This window comes from Pedobacter sp. NEAU-ZC8, assembly GCF_059278965.1.
Genome location: NZ_JCAJXC010000025.1, coordinates 1 through 17,181 on the forward strand (window position 1 = coordinate 1; position 17,181 = coordinate 17,181).

Annotated in this window: 15 protein-coding genes; 10 read left to right on the plus strand and 5 right to left on the minus strand. The window is 39.4% G+C overall.

Translation table 11 applies throughout. The features are described 5' to 3' along the window. The 4 genes from AC5WJX_RS16660 to AC5WJX_RS16675 all read right to left on the minus strand — a co-directional run. Positions 1-996: IS1182 family transposase (locus AC5WJX_RS16660; RefSeq protein ID WP_494485428.1), on the minus strand; the 996-nt coding region annotated here is incomplete at its 3' end. Positions 997-1,153: 157 nt separating this feature from the next. Then, positions 1,154-2,488 carry an OmpA family protein gene (locus AC5WJX_RS16665; protein ID WP_494485429.1) on the minus strand — a complete coding sequence of 445 codons (1,335 nt, stop codon included), beginning with the start codon at positions 2,486-2,488 and terminating at the stop codon, positions 1,154-1,156. A gap of 240 nt (positions 2,489-2,728) precedes the next feature. Then, a complete protein-coding gene (locus tag AC5WJX_RS16670; RefSeq protein ID WP_494485430.1) occupies positions 2,729-4,123 on the minus strand; it encodes an MBL fold metallo-hydrolase in 1,395 nt (464 codons plus the stop codon). A 145-nt stretch (positions 4,124-4,268) separates the two neighbouring features. Next, positions 4,269-4,475, minus strand: coding sequence for a cold-shock protein (locus tag AC5WJX_RS16675; protein ID WP_440432089.1), 207 nt, complete (start codon positions 4,473-4,475; stop codon positions 4,269-4,271). 96 nt (positions 4,476-4,571) lie between these two features. Between AC5WJX_RS16675 and AC5WJX_RS16680 the strand changes: the two genes are divergently transcribed. Beyond that, positions 4,572-4,829, plus strand: coding sequence for a hypothetical protein (locus AC5WJX_RS16680; protein WP_494485431.1), 258 nt, complete (start codon positions 4,572-4,574; stop codon positions 4,827-4,829). 62 nt (positions 4,830-4,891) lie between these two features. Further along, on the plus strand, positions 4,892-5,374 hold the full coding sequence (locus tag AC5WJX_RS16685; RefSeq protein ID WP_494485432.1) for a YMGG-like glycine zipper-containing protein: 483 nt from the start codon (positions 4,892-4,894) through the stop codon (positions 5,372-5,374). A 77-nt stretch (positions 5,375-5,451) separates the two neighbouring features. On the opposite strand, the gene AC5WJX_RS16690 is transcribed toward AC5WJX_RS16685, so the two are convergent. Then, positions 5,452-8,028: a response regulator gene (locus tag AC5WJX_RS16690; RefSeq protein WP_494485433.1), complete on the minus strand. Its 2,577-nt coding sequence runs from the start codon at positions 8,026-8,028 to the stop codon at positions 5,452-5,454. 401 nt (positions 8,029-8,429) lie between these two features. On the opposite strand from AC5WJX_RS16690, the gene AC5WJX_RS16695 reads away from it, so the two are divergent. The 8 genes from AC5WJX_RS16695 (at position 8,430) to AC5WJX_RS16730 (ending at position 17,179) form a co-directional block, all read left to right on the plus strand. After that, the gene (locus AC5WJX_RS16695) at positions 8,430-8,804 is read left to right on the plus strand and encodes a response regulator (protein ID WP_494485472.1); all 375 of its coding nucleotides are present in this window, start codon (positions 8,430-8,432) and stop codon (positions 8,802-8,804) included. Next, the gene (locus tag AC5WJX_RS16700) at positions 8,801-9,883 is read left to right on the plus strand and encodes a sugar transferase (protein ID WP_494485434.1); all 1,083 of its coding nucleotides are present in this window, start codon (positions 8,801-8,803) and stop codon (positions 9,881-9,883) included. The genes AC5WJX_RS16695 and AC5WJX_RS16700 overlap by 4 nt, the downstream gene beginning before the upstream one ends. Positions 9,884-9,930: 47 nt before the next feature. After that, positions 9,931-10,611, plus strand: coding sequence for a TolC family protein (locus tag AC5WJX_RS16705; protein ID WP_494485435.1), 681 nt, complete (start codon positions 9,931-9,933; stop codon positions 10,609-10,611). Between the two features lie 7 nt (positions 10,612-10,618). Continuing rightward, positions 10,619-12,763: an exopolysaccharide transport family protein gene (locus tag AC5WJX_RS16710; protein WP_494485436.1), complete on the plus strand. Its 2,145-nt coding sequence runs from the start codon at positions 10,619-10,621 to the stop codon at positions 12,761-12,763. 5 nt (positions 12,764-12,768) lie between these two features. Then, positions 12,769-14,034 carry an O-antigen ligase family protein gene (locus AC5WJX_RS16715; RefSeq protein ID WP_494485437.1) on the plus strand — a complete coding sequence of 422 codons (1,266 nt, stop codon included), beginning with the start codon at positions 12,769-12,771 and terminating at the stop codon, positions 14,032-14,034. 106 nt (positions 14,035-14,140) lie between these two features. Beyond that, positions 14,141-14,755, plus strand: coding sequence for an acyltransferase (locus AC5WJX_RS16720; RefSeq protein ID WP_494485438.1), 615 nt, complete (start codon positions 14,141-14,143; stop codon positions 14,753-14,755). Positions 14,756-14,778: 23 nt separating this feature from the next. Then, positions 14,779-15,978, plus strand: a complete 1,200-nt coding sequence (locus AC5WJX_RS16725; RefSeq protein ID WP_494485439.1) for a glycosyltransferase — start codon at positions 14,779-14,781, stop codon at positions 15,976-15,978. A 31-nt stretch (positions 15,979-16,009) separates the two neighbouring features. Further along, positions 16,010-17,179 carry a glycosyltransferase gene (locus AC5WJX_RS16730; RefSeq protein WP_494485440.1) on the plus strand — a complete coding sequence of 390 codons (1,170 nt, stop codon included), beginning with the start codon at positions 16,010-16,012 and terminating at the stop codon, positions 17,177-17,179. Positions 17,180-17,181 lie beyond the last annotated feature (2 nt).

Consider the following 17,181-nt stretch of genomic DNA (forward strand, 5'->3'; position numbering starts at 1 on the left):
TCCAGCATCTGCGGTAAGGGTTTCAGGCGCTTTGCCGAAGCTACGCTCATGCTGCTCCAGATGGGCTTTTAAGGTTAGTGTGTCTGTAGGATTTGGATGGATGGTGTAATTAACGATATACTGATTGGAGGTGGATATCTGCACGTTGTATCCGGGCTTTAATTGGCCATTCAACATGTGGTCCTCTTTCATGCGCATGAAAGTAGCATCTGTGTCTGTCTTGCTGTAACTATTGCGTTCTCCAAGAATAGCTTCCTGTTCTTCATATTTGGCAATGTTTTCCGGGAAGGTCTTATTGATATACCTCAGCTTGGCCTTCACCTTCTTATCAACCTGGTCATTTTCTGCAAGCAGTTTATTGAGCTTTTCAACGGTGGCATTCACACTTTCCGGATTGACGGTACTAAGGTCAGGTGGTTCAGGCATCCGATCTTCATCAGCAGCGACATGCTGGGCGTAGTTCCAGATATCCTCCAGCTGCTTTTTCATTTTCTCTTTATTGCTCTGGATTGATTTCTTCCAAACAAAGGTGTATTTGTTGGCATTTGCCTCAATCTTAGTTCCATCGGTATAAACCTGATCTATGCTTAACAGCCCTTCGGTGGCCAGTAATTGAACAACTTCTTCAAACACCGAGCGAAGTGCATGCTTCAGACGAACCCCACGAAAACGGTTGATGGTATTGTGGTCAGGCTTGCTCATGCCGCTAAGCCACATAAAAGGAACCCTTTCCCGGCAGGCTTCAGCAAGCTTCCGACTGGAATAGATATTGGTTACATAACCATAAACCAGCACCTTCAAAAGCAATAAAGGATGATAATTGGATCCACCCCGAATGTGATAAGCTTTTAAAAGCGGCTCAAGATTGATCCGATTAATCACATCATTGACAACGCGGACAGAATGATCCGCAGAAATTAAGTCGTCCAGACTCGGGGGAAGCATCACCAATTGATTTTGGTGATAGGGCCTGAAAGTAGGTCTCTTAACTGCCATTTCCTGATATGTTTTATACTTAAAAATAAGAAAAACAGACCTTTTAAAGCAACTATATAGCGCCTAAAAAAACACCTGTAGAAAAAACCATTATATAAAAAAAGAGCCTGATCATGATTTATGATACAGGCCCTTTTTTGTTAGATTCGGTTCTAATTTAGAACAACGTGAACTCAACGCGTCTGTTCTGTTGGCGGCCCTCCGCAGTTGCATTGGATGCAATCGGCTGATTCGGACCGTAGCCTGTCGCTTCAATACGTGAAGCATTTGCGCCTTTATTAACCAGGTAGGCTTTAACAGCCTCAGCACGTTCCTTAGACAATCTAAGGTTCAGCGCCATTGACCCACTATTATCAGTATGGCCAGCTAACTTCAAGCTAAAGTTCTTCTCTACTAAAAGTGCGGCTACCTTATCTAGCGTCGAGAATGATTTCGAACGAATAGTTGCTTTTCCTAAGTCGAACTCAAGATTCTTGATGGCTTCGTCAACGACTTTGCGATCAGCTTCAGTTACGATAACACGCTCTCTTACAACCTGAGCAGGAGCTTTTAGCGGGCAACCTGATCCGTCAACCACAGTACCTGCGGCTGTATTTGGGCACTTGTCAAATTTGTTTGCTACGCCATCGTTATCATCATCTGCAAGATCCTGCATCAAAGCTTCTCTGTCTCTGGCTGCATTTTGTTCCTGAGTGGATAGTGCTCTTCTTAGTTCGGCGCTTTCTGCTTCAGAGGCCTCACGAAGTGCAGCTACGGCACTATAGTTAGCTAACTGAGACGAACCCTTTTTACCAAGTGCGATCTCAATACCAGCATGTGCGTAGGAGAAGTTGTCGTTACGACTTCCTGCGACATATCCATCAAAGTTATCATCTTTAACAAAGTTAACCGTATAGCCAAGATCCAGGTTCACCGCTTTGGTTAATCCAAACTTAATACCTGCACCAACCGGTACAAACCAATCTTCGGTATATCCTTTACCGCCGCCCGGTACATTTGTAGTCTCTGCATTAGAAGACATATATCCGATACCACCAGTTAGGTAAGGCGAGATCACGCTGCGCTTCTGGTTCATGCTTAAATTCGCAATTGTAAAGTTACCGCTTACGCTTGCAGCCCATTCAACATGCGATTTGAATCTTGAATCTGCAATTTCAGTTCCTGTATTTGCAGTGGTTGATGGTGTGGTGGCTCTTAGTCCTTCAACATGACCAGCGAGAAAATCTGCTTGTATACCGAATGAAGGTATTATTTGTTTTTTGATATAACCACCGTATCCCCAGTTCTCTGTAGGTGTACTGAAGTCGTTATTCTTTCCACGGAAGATTGTATGAGGGGTTAGCATACCGCCATGAAGACCAATAGACCAAGTGCGGAAATCTTTCTTAGAAAATCTATCAGTAGTTTCAGGAGTTGATTCCTGAGCGAATAATCCGGACGATAATCCAACCAAGGATAAAATCATTGCCGATTTTGTAATTTTTGAATTCATGTTTTAACAGTTAGATGTGCATTAATAATCTTTACTGTTCTGCTATATGTAATAACCCTGCCAAATAAAAAGCAAGTTTTTTTATAAAAATAACTTGCTAATATGCAGGTTGTTACCTTGTAATATTTCAAAAAGACGCAAAATCGCAGGTTTGAACTGGCATTCGGATTTGTGTATAAATTTTAGTACAATCACCTGTGGAATTTGGATTTGTCTTGAAAAAATCTTATATAAATAATACTATATACGATAAGTGGTGCCCTTAATAGCAATTGTAGCATTATACTGAAGTTCGGTAAGGGCATCACGGAGATGCTCCATGTTTTTTCTTTCACCGTGTACTAAAAAGATATTTTTCAGTTTTTCTGGATCCTGGGTGATTAAAGTATCAATCAGATCCTGGTGGTCACCATGGCCGCTTAAAAGATCTGTTTGCTTAATACTTGCATATACCATTAAATCTCTGCCCCTCAACCGTACAATTGGGTCGCCCCGTAGCAGACGATTACCTAATGTTCCTGGTGCACAGTACCCAATGAATAATATCGTGCAGTAGTAGTTCTGGATGTTGTGGAAGAGGTGATCCTGTATTCTTCCGCCTTCCAGCATACCTGCTGAGGAAATGATGATGCAGGGTTCGTGATAGTTCGATATCGTTACACTTTCCTTTTTATCTGTGACGTACGATAGAGCCTCGAAGTCAAATTCATCACCTTCGGTACGATAAAACTCCTTAGCATCATCATTGACCAGGTCATGATGTTTTCTATAGATATCGGTCGCAAAGTTAGCCATTGGACTATCGACAAATATCTGGACCCTCGGTAGCAGTCCTTTACTGAAGATCTTGTTCAACGTAAATACAAGGGCTTGGGTTCTTCCGATGCTGAATGCCGGAATAATTAGTCGGCCGGGATACTTTATACATGCTTCCTGGATGGTCTGGACGAGCTTCTCTTCAAGGGATTCATCTTTGGTGTGGAATTTCCCGCCGTATGTGGATTCAAGCACAAGATAGTCGAGTTGCGGCAATACTTCTGGGTCTACCAGTACGGGATAGTTCTTTCTGCCCACATCTCCTGAAAAGCCAATTTTCTTGATTGTACCTCCATCGTTGATTTCAAGGATTACAGCTGCTGCACCAAGAAGATGCCCAATAGGGACAAAAGTTAAAGATGCTTGTTCAAGAAACTGAAACTTCTTGTGAAAACCGATAGTAATGAATCGTTCCATGGTATCGTTCACGTGTTTCTGGAGATAGAGGGGAGGAGGACCTGAGGAATGTTGCCTGCGGCCTCTTCCTCTCCCTGATTTCTTTTGCTTGGATAGGAATATGTTAACGGCATCCATCAAAAGCAACTCCGTTAAATCCGCAGTTGCTGGCGTGCACAACACCTGGCCCTGGAATCCAAGTCTAACCAAAGTTGGCAGGTTACCAGTATGATCAATATGTGCATGGGTAAGAATAACAAGGTCTAATGTAGAAGGATCAAAGGGGAAGTTTTGATTTTCTTCCTGATAAGTGTCTCTCTCATAATCAAGTCCGCAATCTATTAAGACTTTATAATTGTCAAATGTTAGCAGGTGCATGCTGCCCGTAACCTGTTCTGCAGCACCCCAAATGGTTAATTCCATAAATCAAATATATCAGCTATTGCTATTAATGTTAACGCCTTGAATTTTTAAATAGCGTCACATACGCAAAATTGAAGGTATCTCTACTAAACAAAAAAGGGCATGCTTGCGCAAACCCTTTAAGATCTTGGATGTGTTTAACAGGTTAGAGTACTGTTACATTGGAGGCCTCCGGGCCTTTTTTTCCATCGTTTAATTCAAATTCCACATTATCTCCTTCATTAAGTTCTCTGAATGAGTCTCCTGCGATTGCTGAAAAATGCACGAAAATGTCTTTTCCTCCTTGTTCAGGAGTGATGAAACCGAAACCTTTCGCTGAATTAAACCATTTTACTTTTCCTGTTGTACGCATATTGTATTATCTATATTTCCGGTGAAAATAGAGAATTGACATCAGTAATGCAAACCTGGTGGGCGAAAGATTGTTCTGTTAATTAAAATGTTGATTATGGAAACAAAAGGATCAAATCAGGAGGAAGATAAAAACCCATCCGCTGGAGAGCAGTTGTTGCCCGACCAAGGACGGGAGTTGAGGCATGACGAGCAGGACAACTTAGGCCTGGATGCTGACCGGTCATCTGACAATCAAACGCTTTCCCGTCGGTATAATATTGATAATGATGTTATATCGCATAACCCTGACGGCGAAGATGATAATAGAGACTCAACAGAGACGCGGGGGTCGTCTCCTTTGATGGACAAATAAGACAGGTATACTTTGGCACTATATTTTCTATAATGTAAATTGCACACAATAATATTAAAATTATGAAAAATTTATTTGCCATATTGTTTATTGCCCTGGCGATGTCGTCTTGTTCCAATAAGGAAAAGGAAGAGGCCGCAAAACAAGCTGCTATTGCTGCAGTTAAGGACAGCATCAGATTAGATAGCTTTAAACGGGCGGACGCTGAAAATAAAGCCAAGCTAGCGGAGCTAGAGAAAAAGAAGGCTGAAGAGGCAAAGCAAGCAGAAGAAAAGCGCTTGATGATGTTGGCAGAAGAGCGTAGTGCGGCAAATGCGCCTGCAGTAACTTCTCAAAATTCAGCAACAACTACGACTACTACTCAGAAAAAAGGCTGGAGTTCTGCAGCTAAAGGTACTGCCATTGGCGCTGGTGCCGGAGCGCTTGGTGGAGCTTTGATTGATAAGAAAAAGGGTAGAGGTGCAATTATTGGTGGCGTAGTTGGTGCGGGTACCGGCTATATCATCGGTAGAGATAAAGATAAAAAATCAGGAAGAGCGAATTAAGCTCAGAGATTTTAGCAACTTGGTTTACTAATATTTATGCAAGAAAAGCCCAGCGGAAGCTGGGCTTTTTTAATGCCTCATTTTTTTGAATGTATACCATCCGTTTCCTTCAACCATTTCTTTAGGGAAGCCTCAATCGTGCTTGCAACAACAGGTTTTGTGATGAAATCGTTCATTCCTGATGAAAGGCATTTTTCTTTCTCCCCTTTGACATTCCCGGCGGTGAATGCGATGATTGGTATTTGTCGCTGACTAGGAATTTTGCGGATCTCTTTGGTAGCAATATAGCCATTCATGTCCGGCATTTGAACATCCATAAGGATGATGTCAATGCTTTCCTTGCTGTAAATTTCAACAGCTTCAACACCGTTAGTGGCCTCGAAAATAGTCGCATTTGGAGCAATTCTTTTGACGATGGTCTTAGCTAATAGCATATTTACAGCATTATCTTCAGCTATGATAATGTTAAAAGATTCGGCGATTGCTTCGGCGCGTTGCGATTTGATTTGTTGAATTGTCTCTGCGTTTGATATCAGGTTATTGAGCACATTATTTAAATCTTTTATTTTGATAGGCTTCAACAATCGATGCGTGATCTGAAGTCTGCCGCATTCCCGGAGAATCACCTCGTCTGAGGAGCTATGGAGCAGTATAAAAGCAGGTTCAATTCGTGGATTGCCGTAAATCTTTTTAATCCTTCTGATCGTTTCAAGACCGTCCATGTTGGGCATGTGATAGTCCATCAGAATAACATCATATTTCCCACCCTCTGCAATCAAGTTAATGGCTTCCATGCCACTACTAGCTTCTTTGGACTCAATTTGGTTAAGAAGTAGCATTCTGTTAATGATCGTTCGGTTATTTGAATTGTTATCCACGATCAGTACTTTGTTAATACCCTGATAACTCTGCACCCGGACCATCTCAGAGGATTCAGTTTTTAATTTTAAATCAAAGAAAAATAAACTGCCTTTTCCAGGAAGGCTCAAAACTTCCAGCTTGCTGCCCATCAATTCTAACAGCTTGTTGGAAATGGTTAATCCAAGACCCGTTCCCCCGTATTTTTTTGTAGTTGATGCATCTTCCTGGGAGAAAGCCTCGAAAATCTTAAGTAACTTATCAGGCTGGATCCCGATACCAGTGTCAGTTACAGAGAAGCGGTAGGTTACCTCATTAGAATCTTCGGAGGTTGTTGGATGCAGTCTCAATGAAATCTCGCCGACCTCGGTAAATTTCACTGCATTGCTGAGTAGATTTATCAGAATTTGTTTTAGTCGGATCTCGTCTACCCAAACGATTTTCGCAGCATTGGTCGATATGTCCACGATCAACTCGAGCCGTTTGCTTTGGACCTGGTACTTTACAACATCTGCTGATTCTCCGATTAATTCATGGAGGCTGCTTTTCGTTTGATGTATCTCCAGCTTTCCAGCTTCTATTTTCGAGAAATCTAAAATATCATTGATTGTGTTAAGCAGTGCATTGCTGGATTGCGCGACAATGTTCAAGTACTCTTGTTGTGTTTCATTTAGGTCAGTCTTTGTGAGCAAATCAGTAAACCCTATTATTCCATTTAAAGGTGTCCGAATTTCATGGCTCATATTTGCGAGGAATTCAGACTTAGCTTTATTAGCCAGTTCAGCTTCTTCTTTTGCTGCTACAAGTCCGGCTTCTATATTCTTGACCGCGGTAATGTCCTGGGCAGTACCGAATACTCTTTTGCAGATCCCATCCTGTATTTCTGGAATGCCGTAGGATCTTATCCAAGCATTGCTGCCATCCTTCCTTGTTATCTGTAGTTCTAAATTCCAGCTGATACCTTCTTGTATGGCAGCGTGGAAAGCGGCTATTCTTAAAGCTTTACTATGTGGGGTATAAAATGATAATTCATCTTCGATGGAGGGTTGTCTATCTTTTTCAAGCTGAAATATTTGTAGCATCATTTCAGACCATAAACATGTAGATGTGCTGAGGTCGAGAACCCAACTTCCGATGGAGGACAGGCATCTTGTTTGCTCAATGTCGCGTATTTTAGATTTCAAATACTGAACTTGCTTAATTTTTTCAGGGTTTGTAGTCAGTTCAGAACCTTGTTCAAAAGAATGTGTTTGAAAATCCTCTGGTTCGAAAATATAATCATCCGCCTGCACTCCTCTTGATGGTTGATTGAACTTTTGTTTTTTCTCGCTTGCTTCGAATAACGCAACGAGCTGGCTGCCAAGTAAGGTCATTAGTTTTCGCTGATGCCCATTTAAAGGAGGCTTTAGACTTCGGTCAAAAACGGCAAGGCTGCCGATTCTTTCACCTTTTGAGCTAAACAAGGGGACACCTGCGTAATAATTTAATGTGTCATAGAAATCATTGGGCGTTGAAGATTCAATATCGACAGCAGGTTCAAACAATTCTGTTATTGTCGGACATTCTAAGATGTGCCGGAAATATGGGTCGTCATTGTACGAGAAGGTACCGGAGGTATGAATGTTTTCAACTTTCTGCCACCTTCTTTTTTCGGGCAGTAATGTCAAACTTGCACCCGAGGTGTCGCATAAAAACGAAGCGAGCTCAAGCCCTTTCTCAAATTCTTTGTAGTTTGATCTGGTGGCTTTAGCGCAATTTTCCAGGTAAGTAATTTGTGAGAGCGTGTTATTATCCATAGAGATTTAAGATTCTGGAACCTATATATATGATACTAATGATCACCCACTGTGAAATCCTGTACATTTTTGAGAAATGTAGTGTGGAGTTTATCCTCATTGTGGGGGTGTTTCGGGCAATTTAGACATTTATATTTAAATACGAAAAACATGTCTGCCGGTAATTGGCTGTTTCAGAGCCAAATAGTACTAGAAGGATGGTTTCATCGATTCACTAATGCCTGAGGACCCATGTGTATTGACTTTTGCGAACCAGGCATGTTGGGGGATTATTCCACAGTTAGAAATAAAATTTTTCATTTTTAAAGACGAGCGTGCAAAAACGGTTAAAAATTATTCTTAAGTTTGTGAAATATTGGTAATTAACCTCTTAACACTTTTAATCACTTATGGACAATAGTATGAATTCTAGGAGTGTGATTCTAATCATAGATGACGAACCTAGTATCCTTAAATTGCTCAACTTCATTTTATCTTCGACATACGATCTGGTTATTAAGACCAGTGGGATAGAAGCAATTGCGTGGTTAGAGGAAGGAAATGATCCTGATTTGATTATTTCTGATCTTATGATGCCATATTTCGATGGCAGTTCATTAATAAAAAATCTAAAATTGAGTGGCCTTTACAGGAATACGCCGGTAATTATATTGTCCGGCGCTGACGACTTGGCTCAGAAAGTTGAATCCATGTCCTTTAATGTAGAGTGCTATCTACAAAAGCCCTTTAATCCAACAGCTCTAAAAACCTCCATTTCAGAACTTCTCGCCTCATGATTTCAACAACTACCATTCCGATGATAACCGCTAAGATCGTGTACTATGGGAATTTGTTAAAAACGACAATATTTGATGATAGGTCAAATTTCAGTCTGGAACATTTTGACCATCCCTTAAAATTTAAGGTGTATCTGGATAATAGGTCTTTGTTGTCTCTGCCAGATATTTTGATCATTGAGGTTGATGATAATAAAGATTGTTTTGAGCAGGTTGCTTACATCAAGAGCAATCCACTTCTACAAGGTTTGATCGTTGTTTTAGCTGGAATAAAAGAAGATAAGGCTTGGAGGAAAAAAGCGCTAAAGCTGAAGGTAAACGACTATTATACTTATCCTTTCCCGTTAGAAGACTTTTTTGAGCGCTTGAATTTCCTTATCAAGTTCAAGCTAATAAAGCCGCGGTTATTGGAACTGTCAAAGCAGATGGATGTCGAATATCAGGTGCCGATGGTAAAACGTGCTTTTGACGTTGTGGCATCAGGCATTGGACTTTTGGTGCTTTCTCCGTTATTACTGGTTACAGCCATTTGTGTGAAGTTAGAATCGCCAGGCCCTGTGATTTATAAAAGTAAGCGGGTAGGTGCTGGCTATAAAATCTTTGACTTTTACAAGTTTAGATCAATGCGCAGTGATGCAGACAAGATGCTGGATTCCATTTCTGATCTTAACCAGTATTCCGGTGATGTACAATCAAGCGATACAAAGGCTAAATCTGCCTTTGTAAAGTTTAAAAATGATCCTCGCGTTACCAAGGTTGGAAAATTCCTGCGAAAAACGAGTATTGACGAACTTCCTCAGCTTGTAAATGTGTTGATCGGAGATATGTCGCTGGTTGGAAACAGACCTTTACCGCTCTATGAAGCCGAGCAATTAACGACTAATGAATGGTCAACTCGCTTTTTGGGCCCTGCTGGACTTACTGGCCTTTGGCAAATTAGTAAGCGTGGTCAAAAAGATATGTCTGATCAGGAGCGCAAGGAACTTGATAATTTTTATGCAGCAAACTATTCAATCTTGCTGGATTTGAAAATCATCTTAAAGACCATACCTGCTTTGATTCAAAAGGAAAACGTTTAGTCTTTTCCGTTCTTAAATAAAACAACCATCTTAACTCTTAGTTCTCAATGAAAAAACTACTACAAATTACCTTATCTATTTTATTACTTGGAAGTGTTGAAAGTAATGCACAGGAATCAATATTGAAAGATATCAATTACTCTGATCTTCAAAAGTATATTGACCTGGCAAAAACAAACTTCCCACAGATGAAGATTGCTGAAGCGAAAAAGGAACTCGTAAAAACAGGTATCTCTATTGCACAAGCATCATATCTCGACATTTTAAATGGTTCTTATTTCTATCGACCGGAGAATAAGTCTGTTCTTGATCCCGTAAATCCATACAACTTCAATGGTATTCAGTTAGGTGTGAGTGTCAATGTCGGGAACCTTCTGGCTAAGCCATATCAGGTTAAACGAGCGAAAGCAGATTACAAGATTGCTGTTTTAGAAGCTCAACAGAATGACAAAGCTGTCGAGATGGAGGTTAAAAGAAGATATTACGATTACGTACAGCAGATTAGCCAACTTAAGATCGCGACAAAAATAGCGCAGGATAATAAAGGTGTTAGCGAAAGTCTGCGCAACAAGTTCGAAAAAGGTGAGATCACACTTGATGCTTACAACCAATCTAGGCTAAATCAGTCTGCTTCGGAGTCCGAAAAAGTAGCAACCGAGATTGAATATCTGAAAACTAAGGATTTACTTGAGGAAATTATTGGGGTGAAGCTTTCTGACGTTAAATAACACATTGATGGATTTAAAATCATTTCTAAAACTCGTTAACAGATATAAGTGGCTATTGATCATAGTGCCTATAATTGCTGCTATAGTTACTTATTTTTTAACGAAAAATTTGCCTAAGAAATATCGTTCCGAGGCTCGTATATCGACAGGTATTCTTGATCCCTCAAAGAAATTAGTTTCTAGTGAGACTACTGATTTCTTTGCAGTAAGTCTACAGTTTAATGGTATTATTGAAAAGTTAAAGGCTAAAAAGATCTCGGATCTGCTGTCCTACCACCTTATGATTCATGATCTGCAGAACTCAAAGAGCCCATTTAGAAGCTATAGTAAGCAGCTTGATTCTTTAAATCAACAACAGAAAGTAGAGCTACTAAAGATATTTAAAACGAGACTTTCAAATAAATCGCTTCTTACTCTAGCTGATAACAAGGGCAAATATCGTCTGTATGATATCGTCACTTCTATGGGGTATGGGGAGGAAGATTTAGCTGAAAAAGTTGAGATTTCCCATGTAGAAAATAGTGACTTCATCAATATAGATTTTGTGTCTGAACATGCTGAATTGTCAGCTTTCGTTGTTAATACGCTTGCTTCCGAATTCATCCTGAATCACAGTTCCGAAATGAATACTAACCAGAATGTTTCTCTTGCGGTGCTTGATTCTTTGTTAAGACGTAAGGAAATCATTATGAATGAAAAGAACAATGCGCTTTCTGAATTTAAGCGGTCGAAAGGCGTATTGAATTTAGATGAACAGTCCGCAACAGTATACACGCAAATATCGCGGTATGAAGTTGAAAGAGCACAGGCTTTGAAAGAAATCCAATCTAATTCTGGAGCAATCTCAGTGATAGAGGCGAAATTGAAGGGCAACGATCCATATGTTAGAGGAAGCAGCAGAAATGATAACCAAGAAATAGTTAGATTGAAAAGGCAATTGGAAATAGCGAATGCCAGCTACATCGACAATAATTTTAATGCGAAAGACCAAAAGAAAGTTGATTCTTTAACAAAAATCATTAGTGAAAAGAGTTCTAAAAACATTGATGAAAATATATTAGATCCGAGAACCTCAAAACAAAGCTTGGTGCAGCAAAAATTGGCTTTGGAAATTGCCTTGCAACAAGCTAAAAGCAGTATTAGAACATTGGACAATCAATTATCTATTTTGAGAGCTAGATACCAGAGTATGGTTCCTTTCGACGCCGATATACAAAACTATCAAAGGGAAGCAGAGTTAGCAACTAAAGAGTACACGGCGGCTTTGGAGATCTATAATACTAGTACCGCAAAGCAAAAATTAGGTCTTCAACTACAGATCGAGCAATATGGATTACCGGGCAGTCCTGAGCCATCCAAAGGAGGGCTATATGTCGCTGGTGCAGGTCTTTCAAGTATCTTCTTGTGTTTCTCATTTTTGGTGTTGTTGTTTATAACGAATAGGTCCGTTATAACGGCTAGCCAGCTTGAGCAGATTACCGGATCCAAGTGTATTGGAATGATTAACATGCTTGGGGGATCCGATCGAGAAATTAGAAGCATTTGGGCGAATAAAGGCGAGAATAATGATTTTAAAATTTTTAAAGATTTGTTAAGATCCCTTCGGTTTGAGATCAATACTAAGATGGATGAACGCGCCACCAAGATCCTTGGAGTGACTAGCCTTGATAATGGAGAAGGAAAGACTTTTCTTTCGTATGGCCTTGCCTATGCATTCGCAATGACCGGAAAAAAAATACTTTTGATTGCAGATGATCAGCCTATTACCTCCTCCGGGAGTAAAGAACTTTCAATAAACCAAAATTTCCAAAAGTTTCTCGTTAAAAAAGAAATTCATGTTGAAGACCTGATCACTATAATGAATAAGACAACGGAAAAAAATTCGCTCTTTGAGATTCAGAATGTAAAGAACCTAAAAGCTGGATTTGACATTCTTCGTCGTGAATTCGATCTCATCATCATTGATATCAATAGTCTAAATGAGATGAATATTACTAAAGAGTGGCTAATGTTCACTGAACAGACTCTTTGCGTATATGAGTCGGGTAGAGTTCTAAATGATGCTGATAAAAATCTCATCAAGGTAATTAGTGAACATCCTGGCTTTATAGGTTGGGTACTGAACAAGTATAAGGGTGATCAGGTAGCATAAGTTGTATGATGAGGGTCGTACTTTTATTTATCTTGCTAACTTATTGTTTTATCTATGGAATTTTTGACAGAGAGATTGGTGGATTTCAATACGGATTATTGATTGAGGGCTTGATTTTAGTTTCACTTGTAGCGGTCTTGATAAAAACTCCACCTAAAGAATATACTAGTATCAACCACGACCTACTATATTTATTGTTGCTCTGGTTTGTAATAAGTATCCTTGAAGTCCTAAACCCTGGTGCTTCTTTCATGGGTTGGATCTCTGAAATTCGTTCTACAGCCTTATATCCTCTTTTAATGGTTATGTTAGGGTTATTAATATTTCGGGATAATCGCCATTTAGATGTCTTCCTTTTAGTCATAGTTGTCCTCTCGACACTAGCATCATTAAATGGAATCAAACAACTATATTTTGGTCCCTCATCAGGGGAACAAGCGTTCTTAAATGAGGGTGGGGCAATAACACACATTTTGTTTGGCCGGTTGCGGGTATTTTCATTCTATAGTGACGCTGGGCAATTCGGTGCTTCACAGGCACAGTTGGGACTTATCTCTTTAATTTTGGGATTTGGACCTTTTAGAAGATGGATCAAAGTTGTTTTTCTATGTTGTTCGGTTTTAATGCTATATGGAATGCTCATATCAGGTACGCGGGGGGCACTATTCGCCTTAGTTGTTGGGGGATTTGTTGCACTAATCTTAAGTAAGAATCTTAAGGTACTCCTTTTAGGGGGATTGATTGGCCTACTCTTTTTGTCGTTCCTGAAATTCACTTATATTGGAAATAGTAATTATCAGATTTATAGGCTGAGATCAGCCGTAAACCCTGACGACCCTTCATTGAACGTTAGGTTTAATACTCAGAAGCTTTTACGTGAATATATGAGTACTCGACCATTTGGGGGTGGCTTAGGGGTAACAGGGCATAATGGAATTTTGTATAACTCCGATAAATTTTTGTCAACAGTCCCTCCTGACAGCTATTTTGTGAAAGTCTGGGCGATGTATGGCATTGTAGGATTTACAATTTGGCTGTCAATTATGTTGTATATCTTCGGCAAGTGTTGTGGAATTGTTTGGCGACTAGAAAATAAGAGCGTTAAGATAAAGATGATTGCACTAACCTCCGGATTTGCTGGTATATTATTTTGTAGTTATGGCAACGAGGTGATTAATTCGATGCCTTCTTCAATTGTCGTATACCTATCATGGGTATTCATCTATAAAAGCCCGGAACTAGAAAAGAAAGAGGAAGGATTAATTTTTTAAACTACTTATGCCATTTGAAGTATTTGCCTTACCAGTGTTAATTTGCTTTATTATCGGTTTGAGAAGCGGATTGAAACGTAAACCTGACTAGCACGAAATTAAGAATATGTCGATTATTTCTAAAATAAAGGCCGATCCACGCTTGAAGCGACTTGCCTTAAGGTTACTAATTCCTGAAAATGAACATAGTCCAAGAATTTGGGTCAGGTTGTTCTTGAATCCCTTTAAGCATAAAAAGGGTAGAAACTCAGTTATCCGGAATAGTTCCAGAATGGATGTGTTCCCATTTAATGCGTTTTTACTGGGAGACAGATCGATAATAGAGGATTTTGCTACAATTAACAACGGTGTCGGGAATGTTATTATCGGTAAAAATACAATTGTAGGCCTTGGCTGCGTAGTAATTGGGCCGGTAAGCATTGGGAACGATGTTATGTTGGCCCAAAATATAGTGGTCTCAGGTTTAAATCATGGTTATGAGGATGTAAGTATTCCAACCTCGAAGCAACCTGTTACCTGTAAAGAAATAATCATCGAAGACGAGGTCTGGATCGGTGCAAATTGCGTGATAACTGCTGGAGTGAGGCTTGGACGCCACTGTGTAATTGGTGCAGGCAGTGTAGTTACGAAAGATGTTCCCGAATTTACTGTTGCAGTTGGTAATCCCGCAAGAGTGATTAAAAAATACAACATTAATGATGGTCGATGGGAATTAGCTTAGGTCATATTACGGTAACTTAGATTATGAACGAACTTATTACCACACTTGATATTTTGATAATTGGTCAGCAATCTTGGGATACTGGTATAGGTAGCAATTGCAAAAACATTGCACTAGAACTAAGTAAAACTAACCGCGTGCTTTATGTGAATTCCCCTTTAGATAGAATTACAAGATTGAAAGGAAGAGGTGATGTTGATGTAATTAGACGTCTTAGAGTGATCAATCACAAGGAAGAAGGGCTTGTTGAAGTTCAACATAATCTCTGGATTTACTATCCTGATTGTATGGTAGAATCAATCAATTGGATTAACAGTGATATTATATTTGATTTTTTTAACAAAAGAAACAATAGGAAGTTTGCAAAATCGATAGCAACAGCTTTATCAGTTCTAAATTTCGAAAAATATGTTTTGTTTAATGATGGTGAAATCTTTAAGGGTTTTTATGTGGCCAAACTTCTAAAACCAACAATAAGTATTTACTATCTAAGGGACTTTTTAATTGGGGTGCCATATTGGAAAAAACATGGATCAAGGCTTGAACCATTGTTGATTCAGAACTCTGATCTCTGTCTTTGCAATTCTCAATACTTGACACTTTATTGTCGAAAATACAATCCGAATTCATACAATATTGGGCAAGGGGCCGAAATTGATGATCAACCCTCCTTAAAACCCAGTAAGCCTGAAGATCTTGAACATATTACCGGTAAAATAATCGGTTATGTTGGTGCCTTGAGTAGTGCACGACTCGACATCGATATTATTGTGCATATTGCTTTAAGTTTTCCTTCGTACTCGTTAGTACTTGTAGGTTATGAAGACAATGAATTCAGAAATAGTAGGCTTCATAGTATCTCCAATGTTTTCTTTTTAGGGCAAAAGCCAACCTATCTTATTCCGACATATATCAGATACTTCGATGTCTGTATAAATCCCCAACTAGTTAACGAAATTACTCTTGGAAATTATCCTCGGAAGATAGATGAATATCTGCTTTTTGGAAAACCTGTCATAGCCACTAAGACGGTGTCAATGGAAATTTTCAAAGATTACGTGTTCCTGGCCGAAACTAAGGAGGAGTATGTCGAATTAATAAGCAAAGCTATATCGTCAGATGATCAAAACCTACAAGAGCAGCGAATAATATTCGCACGGACACATACCTGGGAGAAATCAGTTGGGGAAATGTTTACCCATATCAAACATACTTTATCTTAAATTAAATTTGCATTACCTAGTAGAACTCTCCATGAGTATTATAGATTTCATCTTAGTTTTCTTCCATTTATACGTTGTTGGTTTTTGTATTTATCCAGCAGTATTAACTGTATTACTTTTGTTTAAGTCTAAAAGGCATGTATTAAAAGATGAGGTGGTGGAAGAGGCTGATTATGCTGTAGTCGTGACAGCTTACGAGCAAGTACAATTGATCCCTGACGTAGTTAACTCGATTTTGGAGTGTAGTTATAGTAACTTTTGCATTTACGTTGTGGCTGACAACTGTGACATTTCATCTCTAGTGTTTGAAGACCCGAGGGTATATGTCCTTAGACCGGAAATGGTACTCGCTAATAACATAAGGTCGCACTTTTATGCAATTCAGAACTTTAAACGAAATCATGATAGAATAACTATAATTGACAGTGATAATATAGTTGATCCAGAATATTTTCGTGAATTAAATAGATATTTTGATGCCGGATTTGATGCAGTCCAGGGCGTAAGGAAGGCCAAGAACTTGAATTCGGAATTGGCATGCCTTGATGAGGCTGGAGACATTTACTATCGTTATATAGATAGGTTTTTGCTATTTGAAGTTGGGTCTTCGGCTTCTTTAGCTGGTTCAGGGATGGCGTTTTCCACCCAGCTATACGTCACAGCGCTTGGTGGGCAAGTAATTAGCGGTGCGGGGTTTGATAAACTTTTACAGTATCAATTAGTTGACTCTGAAACGAGAATTGCCTTTGCTAAAAATGCCGTGGTATATGACACCAAAACAAGCAAGTCAAAACAATTAGTAGAACAGCGCGCCCGCTGGATAAATACATGGTTCAAATACGCTTCTTGGGGAGCGAAGATGATGGCATCTTCCGTATTTTATCGAAGCTGGAACAAGTTCATATTTAGTATTATGTTGTTGCGTCCGCCTTTGTTCTTACTCTTTCTATTTGCATTTATGATTGGTATTGTGGATGTGATCTATTATCCGGAATTTCTTTTGCTTTTAGTGTTCGCTGGAATACTGTTTCTATTTGTTTTTTTTAGATCATTATTCTTTTTTACGGCAGATAAAAGCATTTATCGCGCGCTTATATCGATTCCTAAGTTCGTTTTATTACAAATATTTGCTCTGGTGAATGCCAAGAGAGCCAATAAGCTCTCTGTTGCTACAAGACATGACCGCACTAACGCGATATAACA